We start from the raw sequence: 22,717 nt of genomic DNA, 5'->3' as shown, positions 1-22,717 counted from the left end.
GGAAATCTCCAATCAGAAAAATGTGCGTACGTGCTCGTGAGCGCGATCAGGCGATCTGTGCCGTTTGCAGGGCCAGTTCTCGGATAAAGCTTCGTAGCGAACGTGGCTCGCGGCCCAAGACGGCGCGCAATGTCAGACTGTTTCCGCCGAGGCCGTACTTGGCGTAGTGGTCATGTACTTTAGCCAGCAGCTGCAATTGGCGGTCATCGTAGGGAAGGCGGGCATTCGCTGCCCACTCGCCGAAGGTCGGCTCGCCAGCAGAGATCGAGCGGCCAAGTTCCTCACTCATCATTGAAGCGATCTCTTCCCGGCTATGCATGCCGTCCGCGCACAGCTCAAGGGTCGCATAAGACAACCACGCTTCGGTCAATGCGATCGCTGCCACTTCGGCGACATCGCGGTAATCGACACGCGCCAGCTTTGCTGTCTTTGGAAACGGTTCCGAGAAAACCCCATCCCTAACGACGGACGGCCAGGCGGCTGCAATATTCTGCATGAAATTGGCAGGATGCAGAATGGTGTAATCCATGTTCGTCGAATAGAGAGCATCTTCGACCGGCACCTTGCTCGCGTGATTTTTGAGCCTCGTATTGGTCGGCTGGATCACCGACGAGAAGACGAACTTTCGAACGCCTGCTCGTGCTGCAGCCTCCACCGTGGCAACACCCATGGCTGCTTCATCGGGGGCAAAGGCCGGTCCGATGTGAAAGACGCCATCGACGTCCTCGACGGCATTTTCGAGGCTCTGAGGGTCGCGCAAATTGCCGGTCACGACCTCGGATGCTCCGAGCCTCCAGGCCTTTTCGGCGCTCGCGGGGTCGCGAATAAATGCTCGAACGGTGGCATTGCGGCGGACAAGTTCAGGCACAACCAGTCCGGCAAATCGGCCTGTTGCGCCCACGACCAGAACGGTTGGATTGAGTGCTCGCATGACAATTCCCTTCCACGAAGCTTGCCCTTTCGGGATTTTCTTCGAGGCAAATAAAAGGTCGCGAACAGCGTTACAATTGTTTGGCTTTGCGATAGTTTCTCTCGATTTTCGAGAGAAAAGGAGATGCCATGAACCGGATAGATGATTTTGAAGCGTTCATGGCAGTCGTCGAGCACGGAAGTTTGACGGCCGCCGCACGTCGGCTGAACCGCTCACTGCAATCGATCAGCCGGTCTTTGGCGACGCTGGAGGAATCCGTCGGGGTCGAGCTTGTACAGAGAACCACGCGCCGTTCGACACCGAGCGAAGCCGGAGTGGCGTTTTTCCACCGCATCAAACCCGCCGTCGACGAAATAAACGACGCAAGACTTCAAGCCGCCAACCAGAGATCGGAGCCATCAGGTATCCTGCGCGTGAGCGCGCCAGTTCTGTTCGGCCCGGATTTCGTTGTACCTGTCATCGCCGACTACATGCAGATGTATCCGCGGGTCGAGGTTGACCTCCAGCTTTCCGATGGATTTGTTGATCTTGGTGCCGAGGGCCTCGATCTGGCAATACGGATCGGCAATTTGCCGGATTCCAGCTTGCGAGCCAGACGCTTGGGTGCGTTGCGGCGCGTCGTGTTCGGCTCGCCTTCCTACTTTGAACGCCGTGGCCGACCAACGCATCCTTTTGAACTGAGCAAGCACAGCTGCATTGTTCGAACCTCCGACCAGCGTCCAGGTGAATGGATGTTTCAGATTGAGGGGAAACCTCGGGCGGTGAAAGTGGCTGGCAGTTTTCGATCCAATTTGATGGCACCGATCTACGCCGCCGCAGTTCGCGGATTGGGTTTGGGTTACTCGCCCCTCTGGCAGATAAGGCATTCGGTGGACGATGGCCGCCTAGAGGTGGTTTTAAGCGAATTCGAGCCGGCGCCGGTGCCGATGCACGCCGTGTGGCTGGAAGGCAGATCATCGTCAGCCAAAGTTCGCGCGTTTCTGGATATGTTGCCGTCCCGTCCGGAATTCAAAAACCTGTAGCCACCGGATCAAACGAGACGACAGAGCGCGGTCGACCGCTCGTAGCCATAGACTTCGGCGAGACGCGCCCGATTGCTTCCAACGCGGCGGCGGTCGACCCGCCTAGAACCGGCACGCCGAGATCCAGCTTTCGCGCCACACCTGAGCAAAGCAAATATCGGACATGAAAACGGCCCCGCAAAGGGCCATTTTTGTTTGGATTTGAGAATTTCTGCTGTGATCAGACCTTGGCGACGATGCGCATGAAAGCGGGCATGTCGTCGCCGAATCCGACGGTCGCATCATTGTCTTCCTGGCGATGGCGGGCAGGGCGATTGCCGTCGCGCTGCGGCCTGGTGTCGCCGCGTTCCGGCGCACGCTGTTCGTTGCGATCGGGCGAAGCCTTGCGTTCGGGCGAAGCTTGGCGCCCGGTGTTTTCCGAGCGGATCGCTTCTTTGTGCGCGCGCCGCTCCCCGGCTTCGGCGACCGCGGCCACCACTGGCTGTTCCTCGCGCGCCGCATCCGGGGTTGCAGCTTCGCTTTGCCTGGCGTGGCGTTCGCGTGGCTTGCGTTCGCCCCTGTCCTTGCGGTCATCGTCCTTGCGGCCGGCGCGGCGCGGGGCGCCGCGGCCACGGCGGGGAGCATCGTCCTCTCCGCCCTCGCTGGCGACGACCGTCGACAGGTCGCCATCGTGCCACTCGATCTTGTTGCCGATCAGCCGTTCGATCGCGTCGATGTATTTGGTGTCGGACTTGGTGGCGATGGTGAAGGATTTGCCGGAGCGTCCGGCGCGGCCGGTGCGGCCGATGCGGTGGACATAGTCCTCGGCATGGATCGGCACGTCGTAGTTGAAGACGTGGCTGACATCGGGGATGTCTAGGCCGCGCGCCGCAACGTCCGACGCAACGAGGTAGCGCAATTTGCCGTCACGGAAATTGGCCAGCATCTGCATGCGCGCGCGCTGGTCCATGTCGCCATGCAGCGCGCCGGCGTCGAAATCATATTTCAGCAGCGAGCGGAAAAGCTCCGAGACCTCGATCTTGCGGTTGCAGAAGATGATGGCGTTCTTCAGCTCCGCATCCTCGGCCCTAATCAGATTGCGCAGCGTCTCGCGCTTGTCCCAGGGTTTCGAGCCGGATTTCACCAGCCGCTGGACGATGTTGGTGGCGGCGGAAGCAGCCTTCGAAACCTCGACGCGCACCGGCGCGTGCAGGAATTTCTCAGTGAGTTTGGTGATCTCAGGCGGCATCGTCGCCGAGAAGAACAGCGTCTGCCTGGTGAACGGGATCATCTCGCAGATACGCTCGATGTCGGGAATGAAGCCCATGTCGAGCATGCGGTCGGCCTCATCGATGACGAGGATTTCGACGCCGTTGAGCAGAAGCTTTCCGCGCTCGCGGTGGTCGAGCAGGCGGCCGGGCGTCGCGATCAGCACGTCGGCGCCGCGCTCCAGCTTCTTGTCCTGCTCGTCGAACGACACGCCGCCGATCAGCAGCGCGATGTTGAGCTTGTGGTTCTTGCCGTATCTGATGAAATTCTCTTCGACCTGCGCGGCAAGCTCGCGCGTCGGCTCGAGGATCAGCGTGCGCGGCATGCGAGCGCGGGCCCGGCCTTTTTCGAGCCGGGTCAGCATCGGCAGCACGAACGAGGCCGTCTTGCCGGTGCCGGTCTGGGCGATGCCCAAAATATCCTTGCCGAGCAAGGCGTGCGGAATGGCGCCGGCCTGGATCGGCGTCGGTTCGGTGTAACCGGCATCGGTGACTGCGGAAAGAACCTTCGGCGACAGGCCGAGGTCTGTGAAGGTCAACGCTTCTTGAGCGATCTGGGCGTCTGAGGACAAGTTTGGCTGTCTTTGGCTGGTTCGGGGGCGCAACATAAGCAGTCGCGGCAAGCGCCGCGCGCCTGCAAGATTGGTATTGCAGGTAGGCGCAAGCCCACGATTTGTCAACAGAAACGGGCGCGGATTGGCATGATTGTGAAGTCGTAACCTTAATCGCGATGCTTAATCGAACTGCCCATCGCCGTACCGGCTCAGTAACGGAACTGTTCGGCGAGAATGCGCTCGTTCCACGAATGGCTCGGATCGAACAGCAGCGTCGCCGTCACCGTTGGCGATTCTTGCACCGTAACCGAGGTTACGGCCTTCACCTCGGTGTGGTCGGCGGCGGCGTTCACCGGCCGCTTCTCCGGCTCCAGAATGTCGAAACGGACGGTCGCCTTGTCGGACAGCAGCGCTCCGCGCCAGCGGCGCGGGCGGAACGGACTGACCGGGGTCAGCGCCAGCAGCGGCGCGTCTAGCGGCAGGATCGGTCCGTGCGCGGACAGGTTGTAGGCGGTCGAGCCGGCCGGCGTCGCGACCATCACACCGTCGCAGTTCAATTCCTCCAGCCGCACTTGCCCGTCCACGGTGATACGGATCTTGGCCGTCTGGTAGGACTGGCGCCACAGCGCAACCTCGTTGATAGCCAACGCCGAGATCGTTTCGCCCTCTGCCGTCACCGCCTGCATCTCCAGCGGACGGATCGTTTCGGCAACGGCCGCCGCGATGCGCCCGGTCAATCCGCTGGCGCGGTATTCGTTCATCAGGAAGCCGATGGTGCCACGGTTCATGCCGTAGACCTTTTTTCCCGTGCTCATCGTGTCGCGCAAGGTCTGCAACAGGAAGCCGTCGCCGCCGAGGGCGACGACGATCTCTGCATCCTCGATGGACGCCTGGCCATAGCGCGCCGACAGGCTCTCCAGCGCCGCCTTGGCGTCGGCTGTGTCGGACGAGACGAAGGCGAAACGGCTGGCGGCTTTGTTCATGGCTCCCCAATGTCGACGGTTGGTGGCGACCGGCTGGTGGCGCTCGTTTGCTTGGGCCGCGCCAGCGCCGGGTTAGCATGGGCGGGCAAATCTGCAAAGGGAGGCATGTGGCGCTGCTCGACACGGCGCCGGGAAGAGCTGCCGGTCAGGTGCTCGCGCATCGTGTCAAGTGACAAGCGAATGTGATGGTTAAGACGGGGATTAAACTCTCGTAAAGCCGGATCGACCATGTTAGCCGGCAGTGGATGGGCGGCGTGGGGGCCAGCCAGTCGGACCAATCTATTGCCGGTAACACGCCTGATTATCATCGTCCTGATGCTGGGAAGTTTTGCTCTTGCCTTTGCCCAACTGGTGCGCCAGTCGGAAGAGACGAGTTTGAGACCCCAGCCCACGGCTTCACGCTGCGGCGATGCCGCCGGCACACCGTGCCCGCAAAGGGCGTTGTGAATTCGCCAGGCACTTCCTGCGATACGCAAGACCGGTGCTTATCGCGCCTTCAGCAGATGGCAGCCGGCCTGCCGCTTTTGTGCGAGATACTCGTCGATAAGCTGGCGATAGCGCACCTTGCCGAAGCTCGGGAAGTGGCCGCCATGCACGACCGCGACTTTGAGCTCGCGCATCCGTAACAGCGTCTCGACATAGTCGTCGACGGCGGAATGATAGACATCGTCGATCAGCGGGCCGTCATAAATGATGTCGCCGGACAGCAGGGTGCCGGTCTTCTTCTCGTAGAGCGTAATGCCGCCGGGCGAATGGCCCGGCGTGTGGATCACCTCGAAGGCGCGGTCGCCGAGATCGATCACGTCGCCTTGTTCGAGCAAGCGATCGGCCGGCGCCGGCAGGATCCCGTAGCGCGCCGTATCCCAGCCTTGCGGCATTCCGTCGAACATTGCGTCGGTGGCATAGCGGTCGGCGAGCGTCCACTCATTGCGCGGATCGGCGAGGATTTCCGCTTCGGCCGCATGCACGCAGCGGTCCGGAAATTCGTGATGGCAGCCGATATGGTCGAAATGGGTGTGGCTCGCCACGCAGGTGAGCTTTCGCTCCGTCACCAGCGGCACATGGCGCCGCAGGCTGAAATGGCCGAGGCCGGTGTCGAACAGAAGATCGTGGTCGCGACCGCTCACATGCCAGATGTTGCAGCGGAAGAACGGCTTGATCCACGGCTCGTGGATCAGCGTCACGCCATCACCCATGCGGATGGTTTCATACCAGTTCGCTGCATCAATGACCGGAAGCGCGCCCATGGCTCAACTCGTCAAAAAGATGATATCGCCAGCGTCGCACGAAACCGCAACGATGTCGCCCGGCCGGACGGCCGCAGCGGCAGCAACCCTGGCGATGAAGTGCAGCGTCGGGTCTTTCTCGGAGACAGCAAGCACGCGCTTGAAGCTGCCTTGAAACACAACGTCGCTCACCTTGGCCGTGCCGAACCCTACAGCGCCGCCGGCCGCGCCGAGGACAAGATGCTCCGGACGGACGGCGAGGGCGACAGTCGTCCCGGCCGGCAATGTGCCGGTCAGCGAAAGCGGTCCGACCTGCGTCGCGACAGTGATTGTTCCGTCCTTCGCCGCCGTTACCGTTCCCGATATCAGCGTGCTTTCACCCATGAAGGTCGCGGAAAAGCGCGTCGCCGGCCGCGCATAGACGCGCTCGGGCGGTCCTTCGTCCTCGATGCGCCCGTCATTCATCACCACGCAATGGTCGGCCAGCGCCATTGCCTCTTCCTGGTCATGGGTGACATGGATGAAGGCTGTGCCGACGCGCTTCTGGATCGCTTTCAGTTCGTCCTGCATCTGCCGGCGCAATTTTAGGTCGAGCGCGCCGAGCGGTTCGTCGAGCAGCAGCACGGCCGGCTCGACGACAAGGGCACGGGCTAGCGCTACACGCTGCCGCTGGCCGCCGGAAAGCTGGTGCGGCTTCTTGTCGAAGGCAGTCGCCAGCCCGACCAGCGCCAGCGCCTCGCGCGCCCGCGCGGTCCGTGTCGCGGCATCGATGCCTTGCATGCGCAGGCCGAAGCCGACATTGCTGCCGACGCTCATATGCGGAAACAGCGCATAGTCCTGGAACACCGTCGTCGTCGGCCGCTTCGCCGGCGGAACGGCGGTGCAGTCCTCGCCGCGGATCAGCACCTTGCCTTCGCTCGGCGTGACGAAGCCGCCGAGAATGGACAGCAGCGTCGTCTTGCCGGAGCCCGACGGCCCGAGCAGGATCGTGTAGGTGCCCGGTTCGATCGTCAGCGAGACGTTCTTCAGCACGGTGTGCTGGCCGAAGCGGTGCGAGACAGAGCTTATATCGACCAGTGGCGCGATCATGCCGGCTTTCTCCGCAGCAGCATCAGTTCAAAAAACACCACCAGCACGATGGAGACGGCGAAGACCAGCGAGCCGACGGCGTTGGTCTTGGGATTGAGGCCTGAGCGCAGCAGGTTCCAGATCTCGACCGGCAGCGTCGTGTCGAAGCGCGTCAGCAGGAACGAGATCACGAATTCGTCCCAGGAGAAGGTCATCGACAGGAAGAAGCCGGCGAAGATCGCCGGTGCCATGACAGGCACGGTGATCAGCAGCAACACCTTCCATTCGGGCGCGCCGAGGTCGCGCGCGGCGCGCTCGATATTGATCTGGTGGTCGCCCATCTGGCTGTAGATGATGGCAAAGCACAGCGGCAGGTTGATAACGACATGGCCGATGCCGGCGGCAAGCAGCGATTTTGGCACGCCGGCCCAGTTGAACAGCACCAGCAATCCCATGCCGATGATGAGATAGCTCACTGTGAGCGGCAGTGTGATCAGCCCGCGCATCAGGCCTGAGCCCGGCAGGGCGAAACGCGCAAAACCCCAGGCAGAGAGGAAACCCAGCGCGACGGCTGCAGCTGAGGAGAGAGCCGCCACACCAAGCGAATTGACCAGCGCCGAGGTCAGCCGCGTGTCGGCGAGCACGGCGTCGTACCAGCGCAGCGACGGCCCGGTGAAGGGCGGGATCGGAAACGACGTCGCCTGCAGCGAAAACAGCACCAGCACGACCACCGGCAGGAAGATGAAGCCATAGATGGCTACGGCATAGATCCAGGAGGTGATACGAACAAGAGCGCGCATGGTCAGGCTCGCTCGATCTTGAGCCAGCGGGCGCAGGCGAGATAGGCGACAGTGACAACCGCCATCAGGATGATCGACAGCGCCGAGGCGAGCGGAAAATCGCCGCGCCGGCCGATCTGCATCATCACCAGCTGCGGCATCAAAAGCTCGTTGTTGCCGCCGAGGATCTGCGGCGTGATGTAGTCGCCGATGCACAGCACGAAGGTGAGAAAGGCGCCGACCATGATGCCGGGCAAGGTCAGCGGCAGGACGACATGCAGGAACGTGCGCACCGGCCCGGCGCCGAGATCGGCGGCGGCCTTGCGGTAGCTGGGGCTGAGCTGCTTCAGATTGGCGAAGATCGTCAGCGTCAACAGCATGACGAAGAAATGGACGAAGCCGATGATCGTGGCCAGCCGTGTGTTGGCGATCTGCAGCGGCTCGCTGAACAGGCCGGAGCCGGTCAGCGCACGGTTTATGACGCCGTTCTGCGCCAGCACCAGAAGCCAGGAATAGGAGCGCACGACATAGGAGGTCCAGAACGGCAGCACGGCCAGCATCAGCGCCAGTCGCTGCCAGCGCTCCGGCACCTGTTCGGCCAGGATCCAGGCGAAGGGGTAGGCGAGCAGCACCGAAACCACTGTGACAATGGCGGTGACCTGCAGCGAGTTCACCATCGCCTGCCAATAGGCCGGATTATTGATGAACTGGCTGTAGTTGGACAGGGTGAAGCCGCCGCCGTCATGCGCCGTCAGGCTGGAAAGCGCCATGGCCAGAAAAGGCAGCACGAAGAACAGCAGCGTCCAGCCGAGCGCCGGCGTGACCAGCGCCCAGGGCAGGGCACGCCTGGTGTTTCCAGTAGCGCTCACGACCGGTCACTGCGCCTGCAGCATTTCGGTCCAGACGTCCTGCATTTTCTTGTCGAGATCGGCGTTCGGCGCCGGGTAGGGCTGGGCGCGAGCGAGGAAATCCGGCTGCTCGTCGAAGCGCAGGATCTTCTTCTGCTCATCGGTCAGAGCCGCCTTGGTATTCGCCGGCATGCCCCAATAGCAGGCCGAGGTGGCGAGCCGCGCCTGGCCTTCAGGGCCCATAATGTACTGGATGAACTTCAGCGCCAATTCTTTGTTCTTGGAATCCTTGAACATGGCCAGCGACTGCGACCACAGAACAGCGCCTTCCCTAGGGATCGAAAAATCGAGGGCAGGGTTCTCCTTGGCCAGCCCGGCCGTCACCCATTCGCCGCCGCCGACGAGAATGTCGACCTCGCCGGTCGCCAGCGCCGTCTGGCTGGCGGTCACTTCGCCGACCAGCTTGGCATTGGCCTTCATCTTGAGCAGCTCTTGCTTGATGGCGGGAAGGTCGGCTTCGGTCAGCTCGGCGGTCTTCTTGCCGATCGCAAGTGCTGCCATGCCGATGACCGGCAGATAGTAATCGTAGATGGCGATCTTGCCCTTGTATTTATCGCTGGTCAGAGCGGCGAGCGACTGCATGTCGGCCGGATCGACCTTGGTCTTGTTGTAGCCGATCGTGTTGTAGCCGAATTTTTCGGTGATGCCGTAGCGCTTGCCGTCGACGACGGTGGAACTGTCCATCTTCACTTGGGGAAAGAGGTCGGCGAGCGGCAGCTTGTCTTCCGGCAGCGGCTCGAACAGGCCCTTTTCGACACCGCGCGGTATGTCGATGCTGTCGATCACCATCACGTCCCAGTCGCCGGGCTGCGACTGTTCGACAATCGCCATACCGGCGCCGGTGCCTTCGAACTCCTTGACGTTGACCTTGACGCCATTGGCCTCCTCGAAAGGCTGCAACAACGCCGGATCGGCGTGATCGCACCAGATCAAAGCGTTGAGATCAGCAGCCTGAGCGAAGCTGCCCGTCGCCAGCAGCAGTGCTGTCGCAGCACAAGCGGCGTGGAGATGGCTCTTCAGAACGGAAAGCGGATTCTTGGCAGTTGGATTCGGGGTCGTCAGGTGAATGCGCATCGAGTGTTCTCCCTTGCCTTTTTGGCTTGTGGCAAAAATTGAACCAATTCAAAAATTGAGTCAATTCTGTTTTTATGGCAAATAGCCGATATGAGCGGATTGCGGGCAAGGCAAAAGGCGGATCGGCATCGCCGTATCATCGAGGCGGCGGCGGAGCTTTTTCGCGATGCCGGCTATGAAGGCGCCAAGATCGAGACGATCGCGGCGCAGGCCGAGGTCTCGGTCGGCACGATCTACAACTATTACCAGAACAAGGGCGACATCCTCGGCGCCATCGTTTCGATGGAGGTCAACGAGGTGCTCAATGCCGGGCGCGGCGTCGTCGCCAACCCGCCGGCCAATGTCGGCGATGCGCTCGATACGCTGCTCGGCATCTATATCGAGCATTCGCTGCATTATCTCAGCAAGGAGATGTGGCGGCAGGCGATGGCGATCTCGACGCAACTGCCCGACAGCCCGTTCGGCCAGGCCTATACCGCGCTCGACCGGGCGCTGACCGAACAGATCCGCGCGCTGATCGCCCGGCTGCAGGGGCTCGGCCTGGTGCGCCGGGATATCGATGGACACGCCTTGGGCGAACTGGTGTTCAACAACATGAACATGATGTTCATCGAGTTCGTGAAGCGCGACGGCGCCAGAATTGCCGAATTGCGCGCCGCGATACGCCGGCAGAACCGGATTCTGGTGGCGGCGATCGCGGTGTGAGGGGCGGGATCTCCCGATGGGATTTCTGGTGGCCCGGACGCCGCTGATGCATGTCGCGCAAAAGTGCGCAGCGGTTTCGCGATAACGACAATCGCGCCGGTTCAATTCAGCCGGTGGTGCGTGGAGCACTCCCGCTGCTGACTTCCCATATCGGCGCGATCGGCGGTTTACCGGGCATGCCTTGGCGGCCGCGCACGCGGAAACGGCACGACGGTCAATGGCGCCTTGCGGAATTCCGCGATGGCTATTTCTTCAATCAGGGAGTCGAGCGCCTCGCCGACGCGTTGGCTCGTTTCGTCCATGCCGCAGAGCCGGTTTTGGGCACACTCCAAGAGCTCGCGCGCTGCAGCGAAGTCGCTTCGCATAACACCACCCGTTGTTTAGCCCGCCGCACAGACATTGTCGGCGCGCTAAATTGAGCGATTGCTAATATACACAGGCGCATTTTAATCGAATGGCATTAGAATGGCCGGCGAGCGGGAGATACCGGTCGGTTCGCATCCACTGTTGCATCCGTTGGTTCAATTACTGAATTTTTCTGATGCCCCGGGCACGACCCGGAGGACATGGGGAGGGCATGGGCGCTTTGCGTTGCAGAACGCGGGAGATTAGTCCCGATACGACCTTGGACGGCCGAGAAATTCTCTCGCGGCAGCGATTTGGCGTCGATGCTCGCGGAGGAAGGTCAGGCTGAAACAAATCGAAAAGGCCAGCCCTGAAAGGGTTATCGTTGCTTGCGAGGTCGGATCAGGATCGTGAATTAGCAGGAAGCGGAAACCGAGCGCCAACGCGAGGGCAGCAAGGCTGCCATACATGCCACCAATAAAAGGTGCGATCGTGCGTTTCTGCTCCAACGGCGACTCCTATGGTTACCGCCAGGGAATACCTGTCGTTCCGCTATGGGAATATATGCGTTGGACCTGATATGCTACCGATCCCGACGGCCCCGGCCTGTGGAAATCGGGGATCAGCAGATATCGCCAGCCCGTGCTGTTGTTTACTGGTGCCCCCGGACGGAATCGAACCGCCGACCTTCGGTTTACAAAACCGCTGCTCTACCAGCTGAGCTACAAGGGCACGGCGCTCCGGTTAGCATATTTGTTGTGCCAGTAAAGACAAAACTCCGTTTGAGCGCGCCGGAGCTGCCGGGCGCAGGCATCCTGAAAACGGCCAATTGGCTTCCTATATCGTTCGAAGGTGCAATCGCATGGGCGAGGGTATCGCATGATCAGACTTGTCGTCATTGCGTTGGTCGTCGTCGTGGCCTGGATTCTCCTGGTGAAGCTTATCAAGGTTTTGAAGAGCGCCAATGTCGACTGGGCCGGCGTTACCACCATCATCGGCTTCATCGCGCTTGCCTTCTGGCTGCGCCACATCATCGGCATGGGCTGAGGCCTCCCGTCGGCGAACTGTCGACCGGCGCTCTTCGCTGGTCGTAATTGCGCCTGACTGCAAACCCTGTTCAGACTGGCCGCTTTTGCACTTTCTATAAAATCCAAAAAAACCGTCGAACCTTTTTCCTTGCTGCAACGACTGATGGTCAAGGGGCGGATGGATCGCCTCTCACAACGCAGCAAGGAGATCGTCATGTTCAAGCGCACCATCGTTTCCGGCCTCATCGCTACCACTGTCGCCGCCGCCATGCTCGCCGGCACCGTCCAGCCTTCGGCCGCCCATCACAAGCACCATCACAACAAGCATCTTGGCATCGGCATCGCCGCCGGCGTCGGCGGCTTTCTGCTCGGCACCGCGCTCGCCCAGCCGCGCACCGTCTACATCGACGAGAACGGCGGCTCATGGCACGTCCGGCGCTGCCTCAACCGCTATCAGAGCTACGATCCGTACTCGGACACCTATGTCGGCTACGACGGCTATCGCCACCGCTGCCGGCTTTGAGGGGAGGTGAACCGTTTCAGGCAAGGGAAAAAGGGGCACCCACTGCCCCTTTTTCAGCTGTCTGGGTTGCAAAATTGAGCCCGGCACCGCAACCGGTTCCAGCGAGGGATGTACAGGGATTTTTCGACAGCTTAGTCTGGCGGTGAAGGCACCAGAGGGAGAGGGACGCTTGGACGAGCACGAACCCAAGGAAGAGCAGATTGAGACGGATTTCCGCAACGGCACGATCACCACCGTCGGCATTCTACTGGCTTTCTCGCTGGGCTTCATCACGCATTGGGCCGCCAACCCGCTCCCTTGGGAAATCTATCACCTGGCAGCCGTCATGCCGATTTTGATAGGCATTGCCTTGCAGATACGAGCGCTGCGGTTGCTGCTCGACACAACGTCTCTACAGCGACGCGTCTATGAACGCGCCACCCGCATCTTCATCGCCGGCCTCATCTTCACCGCCTGCGGAGTTGGGCTGGCGATGCTGCTTGATTTCTACGACCTATCGACCAAGAGCGCGGTGCCCGGGGCCTAGCTCATCCTGACAGATGTCGCACCATTCGGCGCCGGTCAGCGCCGCCATGCGCTCGACGCCTATTTTCACCGCTGCATTGGTTGCGCCGGCCGCTGGCACGACCTGATCGTAGGCGCGCAGCGATACGTCGCAATAGACCGGCAACGGCGAGGCGAGGCCGAAGGGGCAGACGCCGCCAATCGGATGGCCAGTGATTTCGGCCACCTGCTCGGCATCGAGCATGCGCGGCTTGCCGCCGAATGCATCGCGCGATTTGCGATTGTCGATGCGCGCGTCGCCGCGGGCGACGACCAGCATGACCCGGTCACCGACGCGCAGGCAGATGGTCTTGGCGATCTGCCCCGGCTCGACGCCGTGCGCCTCGGCCGCGAGCGCGACGGTCGCCGAGCTTGTCGGCGTTTCGATCACCTCGATGTCGGGGGCATATTCGGCGAAGAAGGCTTTGACGGATTGGAGGCTCATGCGTCTTTCGGGCGTCGGCTGGCGGAAGGTGGACGCAAACTTGGCCGTAGCCGGGCGGCTGTCAAGGTGAGCGCGTAGCGCCAATCTCGAAGAGTGAACCCGGTTCGGCGGCGCGGCTTGGTGAAGAAGGGGGCGGCAGACCACCAATCATCCTGGTTATTTCCGTTGCGGCTTCGCGCACCAGGGGGCCGATCTCGACCAGCCGCTCCGGCGTCACCCGCACTGTCGGTCCCGAAACCGAAACCCCGCCGATCGGCTCGCCGAACTCGTTGAAGATCGCGGCGGCCACGCAGCGCATGCCGGGGTGCCGCTCCTCGTCGTCGACCGACCAGCCGCGCAGCTTGATCGTCACCAGATCGCGGGCCAGCGCCGAGATGTCGGACAGCGTCTTTTCGGTGAAGCGCTCCAGCCCGGCCCGACGCAGGATGGCGCCGACGCGCTCCGGCTCGAGATGCGCCAGCACCGCCTTGCCGATGCCCGACGCATGGAAGGAACTGCGCGTGCCCGGCCGGAAGAAGGCGCGGATCGCCTGATGCGTCTCGACCTGGCTGACGAAGACGACGCAATCGTCCTCGGCGACGCCGAGATTGGCGGTCTCGCCGGTCTTCTCCATCAGTTCCTGCATGACGGTGCGGGCGCGGTCGACCAGTTTGCGGCGGCGCAGGAACGCCGCGCCCATGCGATAAGTCTCGACGCCGATCGACCAGAGCTGGTCGGTGCCGTCGAACTCGACCATGCCGTGGTTTTCCAGCGTCGTCAGCATGCGGTAGGCGGTGGAGGCGGGGAGGCCGCTCTGCGCGGCGATCTCGCTCAGCGACAGACCGCTGCCGTCGGCGACGATGGCGAGGATGCGCAGCGCCCGGTCGAGCGACTGCACCGAAGCGGCGTCGGACGGACCGTGGAAGGCACGCGGCCGCCCGCGCTGGCGTTTTTCGGTGGTTTCCATGGCGGCATTCTTGCCGATTTCGCCAAATGCGCAATGAAAAAGTTTTTCACTAATTTGCCACGGCAGTTTTATGGAAAACGGAAAACACAATGAAATCAGAATGTAGTCGCCGGTTCTTCGAAATGAAAAAATATTTTGAAAAAATTGAAAAATAGCCGGCGCACTGGCATTCTCGGCCAGCAACAAATTCCGTGGAGGCTGACATGGCCAGGATGCGCGCGGTCGACGCAGCGGTTCTCGTTCTCGAAAAGGAAGGCATTTCCTACGCCTTCGGCGTTCCGGGTGCGGCGATCAACCCGTTCTATTCGGCGGTAAAGGCGAGGGGTACGATCCGTCACATCCTCGCACGCCATGTCGAGGCGGCATCGCACATGGCCGAAGGGTATACCCGCGCCAAGTCAGGCAATATTGGCCTGTGCATCGGCACTTCAGGCCCGGCCGGCACCGACATGATCACCGGTCTCTATTCGGCCGCGGCCGATTCCATCCCGATCCTCTGCATCACCGGCCAGGCGCCGCGGGCGCGTCTCAACAAGGAGGATTTCCAGGCCGTCGACATCGCCGCCATTGCCGCACCGGTCGCCAAATGGGCGGTCACCGTCATGGAACCCTACCTCGTGCCGATGGCGCTGCAGAAGGCGTTCCACCTGATGCGCTCGTCGCGGCCCGGTCCGGTGCTGATCGACCTGCCGGTCGATGTGCAACTGGCCGAGATCGAGTTCGACATCGATGCTTATGAGCCGCTGGTGCCGTTCAAGCCGGCAATGTCACGCAGCCAGGCTGAGAAAGCCTTGGCGATGCTCAACGCGGCCGAAAAGCCTGTCATCGTTGCCGGCGGCGGCATCATCAACGCCGATGCCTCGGATCTGCTGATCGAGTTCGCCGAAGTCACCGGCGTGCCCGTGATCCCGACGCTGATGGGCTGGGGCGCGATTCCCGACGACCACCGGCTGATGGCCGGCATGTGCGGGCTGCAGACGTCGCATCGCTACGGCAATGCGACGATGCTCGAGGCCGATTTCGTCTTCGGCATCGGCAACCGCTGGGCCAACCGCCACACCGGCTCCGTCGATGTCTACACCAAGGGCAAAAAATTCATCCATGTCGACATCGAGCCGACACAGATCGGCCGGGTCTTCGCGCCGGATCTCGGTGTCGTTTCGGATGCCGGCGCGGCGCTGAAAATGCTGCTCGACGTCGCCACCGAGTGGAAAACGGCTCGGAAACTGCGCGACTGGTCGGGCTGGGCCAGAGAATGCCAGAGCCGCAAGAAGACGATGAAGCGCAAGACGCATTTCGACCAGGTGCCGCTGAAGCCGCAGCGCGTCTACGAGGAGATGAACAGGGCATTCGGCCGCGACACCACCTATGTCACCACGATCGGGCTTTCGCAGATCGCCGGCGCGCAGTTCCTGCATGTCTACAAGCCGCGCAACTGGATCAATTGTGGCCAGGCCGGTCCGCTCGGCTGGACGCTGCCGGCCGCACTTGGCGTTCGCGCCGCCGACCCGCAGCGCAACATCGTGGCGCTGTCCGGCGACTATGATTTCCAGTTCATGATCGAGGAACTGGCAGCCGGCGCGCAGCACAAATTGCCCTATATCCATGTCGTGGTGAACAATGCCTATCTCGGCCTGATCCGCCAGGCGCAGCGCGGCTTTTCGATGGATTTCGAGGTCAGCCTCGCCTTCGAGAACGTCAACCGCAAAGACGATCCCGAGGCTGGCTATGGCGTCGACCATGTTGCTGTCGCCGAGGCCATGGGCTGCAAGGCGGTCCGGGTGCGCAGGCCGGAGGAATTCGCCGGCGCGTTCAAGCAGGCGCAGCGCCTGATGAAGGATCACCAGGTTCCCGTCGTGCTTGAATTCATCTTAGAGCGCGTCACCAACATTTCGATGGGCACGGAAATCGATGAGATCACCGAGTTCGAGGAGCTTGCCGAACACCATGAAGACGCCCCCACGGCGATCGTCATGCTCGATTAAGCTGCGCTGATATTCACGTGATGCCGGCCTGACCTGATCTCACCACAGCTTGGGCCGGGCGAAAACAAGGAGAAACAAGGAGAAACAAGATGCCGCGTTTTTCAGCCAATCTCTCGATGCTCTTTGGCGAGCACGATTTCCTCGACCGCTTCGATGCCGCCGCCCGCGCCGGCTTTAGGGGTGTCGAATATATCGGCCCTTATGACCATGCGCCCGATGTCGTTGCAGCGAGGCTGAAGAAGAATGGCCTGACGCAGGTGCTGTTCAACCTGCCGGCCGGCGACTGGGGCAAGGGCGAGCGCGGCATTGCCGTGCTGCCGGATCGTGTTCCCGAGTTCCGGCAAGGCGTCGCCAAGGCGATCACCTACGCGCATGCGCTGGGTTGCGAACAGGTCAACTGCCTCGCAGGCATCGCGCCGCAAGGCCTTGAACGGAGCATGCTGGAAGACGTCTTCGCCGAAAACCTGGCTTTCGCAGCGGAGAAGCTGGCGCAGGCCGGCGTCAGACTTCTGATCGAGCCGATCAACACCCGGGATATTCCGGGCTTCTTCCTGAACTATTCGGACCAGGCTCTGGCGCTCATCGACCGCGTCGGCTCGAAGAACCTGTTCCTGCAATACGACATTTATCACATGCAGATCATGGAGGGGGATCTCGCCCGCACCATCGAGGCAAACCTCGGCCGCATCGCGCACATCCAGCTAGCGGACAATCCCGGCCGTCATGAGCCGGGGACGGGCGAGATCAATTTTCCTTTCCTGTACAACCACATCGACCGCATCGGCTATACCGGTTGGATCGGAGCGGAGTACAAACCGAAGGTTTCGACGGAAGCCGGGCTGGGTTGGTTCCGGGAGTTTGCCGGGCAGTGCGGCGGCGTAGGGGTCAAGAATTATTGAAGTCGAGTTCCTTCGCGCCCCCCTCTGGCCTGCCGGCCCCCACGGGTGGGGAGATCGGCAGTTCCGGCGCCGGCTTTTACTTTTCCAACGTCGAAAATTGGCGAAAGCGGCGGTGACATCCAATCTCCCTCCTTGTGGGGGAGATGGCCGGCGGGCCAGAGGGGGCGCGAAGGAACGCGGCCTTAACAAGGAAAATACCAGGGAGATCATCAATGGACACAATCGGTTTCATCGGCCTCGGCATCATGGGCGCGCCGATGGCGGGGCATCTGCTCGACGCCGGCTACACCGTCGTCGCCAGCGACCATCGCTCGAAACCGCCGGCCGGTCTCGTCGCCAAAGGTCTGAAGACCGTCACCGGCCATCACGCCGTGGCACGTGCCGCCGACATCATCATCACCATGGTTCCCGACACGCCTGAGGTGGCCGACGTGCTGTTCGGCGACAACGGCGTCGCCTCGGGTTTGACCGCGGGCAAGCTGGTCATCGACATGAGTTCAATCTCGCCGATCGAGACCAAGGTTTTTGCCAGGAAGATCAACGACCTCGGCTGCGACTATCTCGATGCGCCGGTGTCGGGCGGCGAGGTCGGCGCCAAGGCCGCGTCGCTGACCATCATGGTCGGCGGCGAGGAAAAGGCCTTCGAGCGCGCCAGGCCGGTGTTCGAGAAAATGGGCAAGAACATCACGCTGGTTGGCCCCAACGGCGTCGGCCAGACCACCAAGGTCGCCAACCAGATCGTCGTTGCGCTGACCATTGAAGCAGTCGCCGAAGCGCTTGTTTTTGCGTCGAAAGCCGGCGCCGACCCGGCCAAGGTGCGACAAGCGCTGATGGGCGGGCTAGCGGCCTCGCGCATTCTCGAAGTGCATGGCGAGCGCATGATCAAGCGCAGCTTCGCGCCGGGCTTCCGCATCGAATTGCATCAGAAGGATCTTAATCTCGCCCTGGAAGGGGCAAAAGCGCTCGGCGTGGCACTACCCAACACCTCGACGACGCAACAATTGTTCAACTCCTGCGCGGCCAATGGCGGCGCCAAGGAGGATCACTCGGCGCTGGTCAGGGCGCTGGAGCGAATGGCTCGGCATGAGGTGGGTAGAAGCGAATAGCGAGTAGGGAATAGCGACTAGGGTTGCTAGCCCACCGGTGCAGTGATCCGACTTTCGCTACTCGCTACTCGCTACTCGCTACTCGCTAGAAACTTCCTCGCCGCATAAAGGCTCACCGCCGCGGCGTTCGACACGTTGAGCGAACGGATGGCGCCGGGCATGTCGAGCCGGGCCAGCGTCGTCACCGTTTCGCGCGTCTTCTGGCGCAGGCCCTTGCCCTCGGCGCCCAGCACCAATGCGATCTTTTCTCCCGAAAAACTCTTTTCGAGTTCCGCCGGTCCGTCCGAATCGAGGCCGATGGTCTGGAAGCCGGCCTCGTGCAGCTGGCCGAGCGCATCGGCGAGGTTTTTTACCTCGATCTGGTCGATATGCTCCAGCGCGCCGGAGGCCGACTTTGCCAGCACGCCGGATTCATGCGGGCTGTGGCGCGCCGTGGTGATCAGCGCGCCGGCGCCGAACGCGACCGCCGAGCGCAGGATCGCGCCGACATTGTGCGGGTCGGTAACCTGGTCGAGGACCAGCACCAGCGTTGTATCGCCGAGCGCGTCGAGGCGCTTCGGTTTTAGCGGCTCGGCTTCGATCAGCACGCCCTGATGCACGGCATCGGAGCCGGTGACCTTGTCGATGACTTTCGGCTCGACCATCCCTGTCTCAAAGGGCAGGGCGGCGAGGTCGGCAATCGCCAGCCGCTCGGCGGCGTTGCGCGTCACCAGCATCTTCTTGATCTGCCGGCGCGGATTGTCGAGTGCCGCCCGCACCGTGTGCAGGCCGTAAAGCCGCACCAGGCCGTCCGGGGCTGTCTCTCCTGGCGGTACCGGCTGGCGCGGCCTGAACGCCGGCGCGCCGCCGCTTTTCTCGTCACGATGCGCACGCCGCAGCTTGGCGTAGTGGGTGTCTTTCGGGGTCTTGGGCTTGTTCTCGTTGCTCATGGCCGGTTCTATAGCCGTGTCGTCTGTCTATGGATACAGCCGGACACCCTGCTCGGCGGGTCGTCAAGAAATTCAGCGCGTTTTGCCGGGATGTTGCGGTTGACAGTTTTGGGCGCTGCCGCCATAAGGCGCTTCGCGAAGGGCTGCTCACGCGGTCGCGACGCGTCGATGCCTCGTTGCATGGCTCCGGCGGCAGACTGGAGAGGTGCCCGAGTGGTTAAAGGGGACGGACTGTAAATCCGTTGGCTATGCCTACGTTGGTTCAAATCCAACCCTCTCCACCACTGCCGGCCCGGAAGCCCTGAAACGCAAAGCATCGGACCGAAAAGTGCATAGCGGTTTTCGGGTGAAAGGCGCGGGTATAGCTCAGTGGTAGAGCAGCAGCCTTCCAAGCTGAATATGCGGGTTCGATTCCCGCTACCCGCTCCAAGCATGCTGTTGAAGTCATTATCAAAAATAACTTCCTTGAAAATGCGCCGTGTCACTGCGTGTCACTGTCTGTGGCGGTTCTGTAGTGCCTGACTGGCAATGCCGCCATCCACATCGCCAGGTCTTCAGTCGGCACCTCCGGCGACATGCTCTTCATATTGAGGCAGGTCGTCGGCGATCGTGAACCACTTCGCCTTGGAGCCGACAAAGATGTGCTGCGTCGCGCGGATGGTCGGCTCGTCGACGAGGGTCCCCATTGCGACGTGCACGAAAGCACCGTCGCGGACGACCGAATAGAGCAATGAGCCGCAGGTCTTGCAGTGCGCGTCATGGCCGGTCTTCTCGCCGAAGATCAGGAGGTTGTCCTCGCCCTTGGTCAGGCTCAGTCTCTCACGCTCGATGCCGGCAAACGGCTTGAAGGCCGAACCGGTGGTGCGCCGGCAGTTCGAGCAGTGGCAGTTGGCGGCGTAGATGAACTCGTCGGCCACCGCGTATTGCACGGCGCCGCACAGGCATTTTCCGGCAAGCATGCGGTTGCCGGCATTCTCCTGGCTTGTCACAAGTTTTCTCCATTTTTTGCGGGCAGCGGCCAAGTTGAAATTTGTGGTGTAACCGTTGTTTTGGTCACCACTGCCCAAATTATGCGACGACGGTCAGTCGGCGCCTACGCTCGTCGAGCGACACGATGGTCAGCCCGCTGGCCACCACCAGCAGGATGCCGCCGATCGCCAGCGTGTTCGGGAATTGCTGGAATACCAGCAGGCCGGAAATGACCGCCCAGACGGTGAAGCAGTAGTAGAAGGGCGCCACGATGCCGGTTGGCCCGGCGCGATAGGCCATGAAGATGAAGAAATGGCCGAAGATCAGGAACAATCCGGCCCCGGCCATCAGCAGCAAATGACGTATCTCCGGCGCCACCCAACCCTCCGACATCAGATGCGCGACGCCTGATCCGACCAGCACCACCACCACCGCGGAAATTGCGACGATCATTCCGGGCACGTCGGCAGCGACCCGGCGCCCGGCGAGATCGCGCGCGGCGGCGAATGCCGCATTGCCGAGCGCCAGCAAGGCGTAGACCGAGATGCCCTGCATGGTCGGCTGCGCCACCATCACCGCGCCGATGAAGCCGAGCCCGATCAGCGCCATGCGCAGCCCCCCGATTCGTTCGCCGAACAGGACAGCGGAGCCAATCAGCATGAGCAGGGGAGTGATCTGCCCCAGGGCGGTCGAATCGGCGATCTGCATGTTGGCGAGCGCCACCACGTAGCAAAGGATTGCCGCCAGCTCGAACAGGTTTCTTTGCAACACTCTCCTGTCGAGGATCAGCGGGATCTGCTTGGCGTAGCCCAGCGCAAACAGCAACGGGATGCCCCAAAGCGTTGCCGCCGTCCCGCGCAAAAACAGCACTTCATAGGGCGGCAGCCCCACCGTGGCGAGCTTCAACATGGTGTCGTTGGCGACATAGGACCCGGTCGAGAGGATCATGAACAGCGGGCCGCGGATGGTGATCGGAATGAAATGCATCGGATCAGGAAATCAGACCGGCGCCCCACCGGCAATGGGCCAGATCCGGCTGTAAATCCGGCAAGCGGACAGGCGGGAGCGGCGATGTCCACCCGCTGAATGCCGGTACCCGCGGAACCTATCTCCGGCCATTCCATTTCTTCTTGTTCGTTCCTATATCCGCGCCACATCCCCGAAAACCGGATCATGGGTTCAGACCGGGTGAGAAAGCCCCGGCCACAAGGCACTTGTGTTTTTCGGCTGCAGTCGCTAATCGCCCCGCATTCGACTGAACTGAAGGTCCAGGCCGTCCAAGGAAAGAGACTATGGCAAAAGGTAAATTCGAGCGTACAAAGCCTCATGTGAACATTGGCACGATTGGCCACGTCGATCATGGCAAGACGTCGCTGACGGCGGCGATCACCAAGTATTTTGGCGAATACAAGCGCTACGACCAGATCGATGCGGCGCCCGAGGAGAAGGCGCGCGGCATCACCATCTCGACGGCGCATGTCGAATACGAGACGGCCGCCCGCCACTACGCCCATGTCGACTGCCCCGGCCACGCCGACTATGTGAAGAACATGATCACCGGTGCCGCGCAGATGGACGGCGCGATCCTGGTTGTGTCGGCCGCCGACGGCCCGATGCCGCAGACCCGCGAGCACATCCTGCTGGCCCGTCAGGTCGGCGTGCCGTCGATCGTGGTGTTTTTGAACAAGGTCGACCAGGTCGACGACGCCGAGCTGCTCGAACTGGTCGAGCTCGAGGTGCGTGAACTCTTGACCAAGAACGAGTTCCCCGGCGACGACATTCCGATCGTCAAGGGTTCGGCACTTGCCGCTTTGGAAGATTCCGACAAGAAGATCGGCGAGGATTCGATCCGCGAATTGATGGCTGCGGTCGACGACTACATCCCGACGCCGGTTCGTCCGCTGGACAAGCCGTTCCTGATGCCGATCGAGGACGTGTTCTCGATCTCGGGCCGCGGCACGGTGGTGACCGGCCGCGTCGAGCGCGGCGTGGTCAAGGTCGGCGAGGAGCTCGAGATCGTCGGCATCCGTCCGACCACCAAGACGACCTGCACGGGCGTCGAGATGTTCCGCAAGCTGCTCGACCAGGGCCAGGCCGGCGACAACATCGGCGCGCTGCTGCGCGGTGTCGACCGCGAAGGTGTCGAGCGTGGCCAGGTTCTGGCCAAGCCCGGTACGGTCAAGCCGCACAAGAAGTTCGTCGCCGAAGCCTACATCCTGACCAAGGACGAAGGTGGCCGTCACACGCCGTTCTTCACCAATTACCGTCCGCAGTTCTATTTCCGCACGACCGACGTGACCGGCATCGTGTCGCTGCCGGAAGGCACCGAGATGGTGATGCCGGGTGACAACATCACCGTCGATGTCGAACTGATCGTGCCGATCGCCATGGAAGAGAAGCTGCGCTTCGCCATCCGTGAAGGCGGCCGCACCGTCGGTGCCGGCATCGTCGTCACCATCAAAGAGTAATCGTCGCCGGCATTTGTCGGATCGACAGGGAAGG

The 22,717-nt window shown here is 61.9% G+C and carries 24 protein-coding genes and 3 tRNA genes; 12 read left to right on the top strand and 15 right to left on the bottom strand.

Annotation, left to right across the window (positions count from 1 at the left end):
- Positions 1-46: 46 nt before the first annotated feature.
- Positions 47-931, bottom strand: a complete 885-nt coding sequence (locus AC0L3L_RS27315; RefSeq protein ID WP_473640062.1) for an NmrA/HSCARG family protein — start codon at positions 929-931, stop codon at positions 47-49.
- Between the two features lie 128 nt (positions 932-1,059).
- On the opposite strand from AC0L3L_RS27315, the gene AC0L3L_RS27310 reads away from it, so the two are divergent.
- Complete coding sequence (locus AC0L3L_RS27310) at positions 1,060-1,953, top strand: LysR family transcriptional regulator (RefSeq protein ID WP_473640060.1); 894 nt, start codon at positions 1,060-1,062, stop codon at positions 1,951-1,953.
- Between the two features lie 220 nt (positions 1,954-2,173).
- On the opposite strand, the gene AC0L3L_RS27305 is transcribed toward AC0L3L_RS27310, so the two are convergent.
- The 7 genes from AC0L3L_RS27305 to AC0L3L_RS27275 all read right to left on the bottom strand — a co-directional run bounded on the left by AC0L3L_RS27305 (position 2,174) and on the right by AC0L3L_RS27275 (position 9,792).
- Positions 2,174-3,772, bottom strand: a complete 1,599-nt coding sequence (locus AC0L3L_RS27305) for a DEAD/DEAH box helicase (protein WP_473640058.1) — start codon at positions 3,770-3,772, stop codon at positions 2,174-2,176.
- A gap of 191 nt (positions 3,773-3,963) precedes the next feature.
- The gene (locus AC0L3L_RS27300; RefSeq protein ID WP_473488688.1) at positions 3,964-4,737 is read right to left on the bottom strand and encodes an NAD kinase; all 774 of its coding nucleotides are present in this window, start codon (positions 4,735-4,737) and stop codon (positions 3,964-3,966) included.
- A gap of 485 nt (positions 4,738-5,222) precedes the next feature.
- Entirely contained in the window at positions 5,223-5,984 is a 762-nt protein-coding gene (locus AC0L3L_RS27295; protein ID WP_473640056.1) for an MBL fold metallo-hydrolase, read from the bottom strand.
- Positions 5,985-5,987: 3 nt separating this feature from the next.
- Positions 5,988-7,052: an ABC transporter ATP-binding protein gene (locus AC0L3L_RS27290; protein WP_473640054.1), complete on the bottom strand. Its 1,065-nt coding sequence runs from the start codon at positions 7,050-7,052 to the stop codon at positions 5,988-5,990.
- The gene (locus AC0L3L_RS27285; RefSeq protein WP_473640052.1) at positions 7,049-7,831 is read right to left on the bottom strand and encodes an ABC transporter permease; all 783 of its coding nucleotides are present in this window, start codon (positions 7,829-7,831) and stop codon (positions 7,049-7,051) included. The genes AC0L3L_RS27290 and AC0L3L_RS27285 overlap by 4 nt, the downstream gene beginning before the upstream one ends.
- Positions 7,832-7,833: 2 nt before the next feature.
- On the bottom strand, positions 7,834-8,679 hold the full coding sequence (locus AC0L3L_RS27280; protein ID WP_473640050.1) for an ABC transporter permease: 846 nt from the start codon (positions 8,677-8,679) through the stop codon (positions 7,834-7,836).
- A 6-nt stretch (positions 8,680-8,685) separates the two neighbouring features.
- A complete protein-coding gene (locus tag AC0L3L_RS27275) occupies positions 8,686-9,792 on the bottom strand; it encodes a polyamine ABC transporter substrate-binding protein (RefSeq protein WP_473640048.1) in 1,107 nt (368 codons plus the stop codon).
- A 90-nt stretch (positions 9,793-9,882) separates the two neighbouring features.
- On the opposite strand from AC0L3L_RS27275, the gene AC0L3L_RS27270 reads away from it, so the two are divergent.
- Both AC0L3L_RS27270 and AC0L3L_RS27265 read left to right on the top strand, forming a co-directional pair.
- Positions 9,883-10,497, top strand: a complete 615-nt coding sequence (locus tag AC0L3L_RS27270) for a TetR/AcrR family transcriptional regulator (RefSeq protein WP_473640047.1) — start codon at positions 9,883-9,885, stop codon at positions 10,495-10,497.
- A gap of 50 nt (positions 10,498-10,547) precedes the next feature.
- Positions 10,548-10,916 carry a hypothetical protein gene (locus AC0L3L_RS27265; RefSeq protein WP_473640045.1) on the top strand — a complete coding sequence of 123 codons (369 nt, stop codon included), beginning with the start codon at positions 10,548-10,550 and terminating at the stop codon, positions 10,914-10,916.
- A gap of 189 nt (positions 10,917-11,105) precedes the next feature.
- Here the strand turns inward: AC0L3L_RS27265 and AC0L3L_RS27260 are convergent, their stop codons facing one another.
- Positions 11,106-11,351: a hypothetical protein gene (locus AC0L3L_RS27260; protein WP_473488696.1), complete on the bottom strand. Its 246-nt coding sequence runs from the start codon at positions 11,349-11,351 to the stop codon at positions 11,106-11,108.
- A gap of 147 nt (positions 11,352-11,498) precedes the next feature.
- A tRNA-Thr gene (locus tag AC0L3L_RS27255) sits at positions 11,499-11,574 on the bottom strand.
- Positions 11,575-11,721: 147 nt separating this feature from the next.
- Here AC0L3L_RS27255 and AC0L3L_RS27250 point away from each other — a divergent pair.
- From AC0L3L_RS27250 to AC0L3L_RS27240, 3 genes are all read left to right on the top strand, one after another.
- The gene (locus AC0L3L_RS27250) at positions 11,722-11,889 is read left to right on the top strand and encodes a hypothetical protein (RefSeq protein WP_473640043.1); all 168 of its coding nucleotides are present in this window, start codon (positions 11,722-11,724) and stop codon (positions 11,887-11,889) included.
- A 195-nt stretch (positions 11,890-12,084) separates the two neighbouring features.
- A complete protein-coding gene (locus tag AC0L3L_RS27245; protein WP_473640042.1) occupies positions 12,085-12,393 on the top strand; it encodes a BA14K family protein in 309 nt (102 codons plus the stop codon).
- A gap of 169 nt (positions 12,394-12,562) precedes the next feature.
- Positions 12,563-12,919: a hypothetical protein gene (locus AC0L3L_RS27240; RefSeq protein ID WP_473640040.1), complete on the top strand. Its 357-nt coding sequence runs from the start codon at positions 12,563-12,565 to the stop codon at positions 12,917-12,919.
- Here AC0L3L_RS27240 and AC0L3L_RS27235 read toward each other — a convergent pair.
- Positions 12,887-13,381 carry a YbaK/EbsC family protein gene (locus AC0L3L_RS27235; protein WP_091591224.1) on the bottom strand — a complete coding sequence of 165 codons (495 nt, stop codon included), beginning with the start codon at positions 13,379-13,381 and terminating at the stop codon, positions 12,887-12,889. The two genes, AC0L3L_RS27240 and AC0L3L_RS27235, sit on opposite strands and share 33 nt — an antisense overlap.
- A 61-nt stretch (positions 13,382-13,442) precedes the next feature.
- Positions 13,443-14,327: an HTH-type transcriptional regulator BhcR gene (gene bhcR, locus AC0L3L_RS27230; protein WP_473640038.1), complete on the bottom strand. Its 885-nt coding sequence runs from the start codon at positions 14,325-14,327 to the stop codon at positions 13,443-13,445.
- Between the two features lie 203 nt (positions 14,328-14,530).
- Between bhcR and gcl the strand changes: the two genes are divergently transcribed.
- From gcl to AC0L3L_RS27215, 3 genes are all read left to right on the top strand, one after another.
- Complete coding sequence (gcl, locus tag AC0L3L_RS27225) at positions 14,531-16,312, top strand: glyoxylate carboligase (RefSeq protein WP_473640036.1); 1,782 nt, start codon at positions 14,531-14,533, stop codon at positions 16,310-16,312.
- Between the two features lie 89 nt (positions 16,313-16,401).
- Positions 16,402-17,211 (top strand): hydroxypyruvate isomerase, encoded by an 810-nt coding sequence (gene hyi / locus AC0L3L_RS27220; RefSeq protein WP_473640034.1) that lies wholly within the window; start codon positions 16,402-16,404, stop codon positions 17,209-17,211.
- A gap of 212 nt (positions 17,212-17,423) precedes the next feature.
- Positions 17,424-18,317 (top strand): 2-hydroxy-3-oxopropionate reductase, encoded by an 894-nt coding sequence (locus AC0L3L_RS27215; RefSeq protein ID WP_473640032.1) that lies wholly within the window; start codon positions 17,424-17,426, stop codon positions 18,315-18,317.
- 71 nt (positions 18,318-18,388) lie between these two features.
- On the opposite strand, the gene AC0L3L_RS27210 is transcribed toward AC0L3L_RS27215, so the two are convergent.
- A complete protein-coding gene (locus AC0L3L_RS27210) occupies positions 18,389-19,246 on the bottom strand; it encodes a TrmH family RNA methyltransferase (protein ID WP_473640030.1) in 858 nt (285 codons plus the stop codon).
- 199 nt (positions 19,247-19,445) lie between these two features.
- Here AC0L3L_RS27210 and AC0L3L_RS27205 point away from each other — a divergent pair.
- Positions 19,446-19,530: transfer RNA gene (locus AC0L3L_RS27205), tRNA-Tyr, on the top strand.
- A 71-nt stretch (positions 19,531-19,601) separates the two neighbouring features.
- Positions 19,602-19,675: transfer RNA gene (locus AC0L3L_RS27200), tRNA-Gly, on the top strand.
- 125 nt (positions 19,676-19,800) lie between these two features.
- Here AC0L3L_RS27200 and AC0L3L_RS27195 read toward each other — a convergent pair.
- Positions 19,801-20,205, bottom strand: a complete 405-nt coding sequence (locus AC0L3L_RS27195) for a GFA family protein (protein WP_473640092.1) — start codon at positions 20,203-20,205, stop codon at positions 19,801-19,803.
- Positions 20,206-20,314: 109 nt separating this feature from the next.
- Positions 20,315-21,202 (bottom strand): DMT family transporter, encoded by an 888-nt coding sequence (locus AC0L3L_RS27190; protein ID WP_473640028.1) that lies wholly within the window; start codon positions 21,200-21,202, stop codon positions 20,315-20,317.
- A gap of 305 nt (positions 21,203-21,507) precedes the next feature.
- Here AC0L3L_RS27190 and tuf point away from each other — a divergent pair, with 305 nt between their 5' ends.
- Positions 21,508-22,683 (top strand): elongation factor Tu, encoded by a 1,176-nt coding sequence (tuf, locus tag AC0L3L_RS27185; RefSeq protein ID WP_258117360.1) that lies wholly within the window; start codon positions 21,508-21,510, stop codon positions 22,681-22,683.
- Positions 22,684-22,717: the final 34 nt, after the last annotated feature.

It is taken from the genome of Mesorhizobium sp. WSM4849 (genome assembly GCF_055811385.1).
Note: the sequence above shows the minus strand (reverse complement) of the source record. Positions and strands in the feature narration are given on the sequence as shown.

Bases quoted from the DNA above. Each gene is read 5' to 3' on its own strand.
- AC0L3L_RS27210 (WP_473640030.1), bottom strand. From the start codon at position 19,246: ATGAGCAACGAGAACAAGCCCAAGACCCCGAAAGACACCCACTACGCC.
- tuf (WP_258117360.1), top strand. From the start codon at position 21,508: ATGGCAAAAGGTAAATTCGAGCGTACAAAGCCTCATGTGAACATTGGC.
- AC0L3L_RS27290 (WP_473640054.1), bottom strand. From the start codon at position 7,052: ATGATCGCGCCACTGGTCGATATAAGCTCTGTCTCGCACCGCTTCGGC.
- AC0L3L_RS27245 (WP_473640042.1), top strand. From the start codon at position 12,085: ATGTTCAAGCGCACCATCGTTTCCGGCCTCATCGCTACCACTGTCGCC.
- AC0L3L_RS27215 (WP_473640032.1), top strand. From the start codon at position 17,424: ATGGACACAATCGGTTTCATCGGCCTCGGCATCATGGGCGCGCCGATG.
- AC0L3L_RS27235 (WP_091591224.1), bottom strand. From the start codon at position 13,381: ATGAGCCTCCAATCCGTCAAAGCCTTCTTCGCCGAATATGCCCCCGAC.
- AC0L3L_RS27285 (WP_473640052.1), bottom strand. From the start codon at position 7,831: ATGCGCGCTCTTGTTCGTATCACCTCCTGGATCTATGCCGTAGCCATC.
- AC0L3L_RS27300 (WP_473488688.1), bottom strand. From the start codon at position 4,737: ATGAACAAAGCCGCCAGCCGTTTCGCCTTCGTCTCGTCCGACACAGCC.
- hyi (WP_473640034.1), top strand. From the start codon at position 16,402: ATGCCGCGTTTTTCAGCCAATCTCTCGATGCTCTTTGGCGAGCACGAT.
- AC0L3L_RS27315 (WP_473640062.1), bottom strand. From the start codon at position 931: ATGCGAGCACTCAATCCAACCGTTCTGGTCGTGGGCGCAACAGGCCGA.
- AC0L3L_RS27310 (WP_473640060.1), top strand. From the start codon at position 1,060: ATGAACCGGATAGATGATTTTGAAGCGTTCATGGCAGTCGTCGAGCAC.
- AC0L3L_RS27270 (WP_473640047.1), top strand. From the start codon at position 9,883: ATGAGCGGATTGCGGGCAAGGCAAAAGGCGGATCGGCATCGCCGTATC.
- bhcR (WP_473640038.1), bottom strand. From the start codon at position 14,327: ATGGAAACCACCGAAAAACGCCAGCGCGGGCGGCCGCGTGCCTTCCAC.
- AC0L3L_RS27265 (WP_473640045.1), top strand. From the start codon at position 10,548: ATGTCGCGCAAAAGTGCGCAGCGGTTTCGCGATAACGACAATCGCGCC.
- AC0L3L_RS27295 (WP_473640056.1), bottom strand. From the start codon at position 5,984: ATGGGCGCGCTTCCGGTCATTGATGCAGCGAACTGGTATGAAACCATC.
- AC0L3L_RS27275 (WP_473640048.1), bottom strand. From the start codon at position 9,792: ATGCGCATTCACCTGACGACCCCGAATCCAACTGCCAAGAATCCGCTT.
- AC0L3L_RS27195 (WP_473640092.1), bottom strand. From the start codon at position 20,205: ATGCTTGCCGGAAAATGCCTGTGCGGCGCCGTGCAATACGCGGTGGCC.
- AC0L3L_RS27250 (WP_473640043.1), top strand. From the start codon at position 11,722: ATGATCAGACTTGTCGTCATTGCGTTGGTCGTCGTCGTGGCCTGGATT.
- AC0L3L_RS27190 (WP_473640028.1), bottom strand. From the start codon at position 21,202: ATGCATTTCATTCCGATCACCATCCGCGGCCCGCTGTTCATGATCCTC.
- gcl (WP_473640036.1), top strand. From the start codon at position 14,531: ATGGCCAGGATGCGCGCGGTCGACGCAGCGGTTCTCGTTCTCGAAAAG.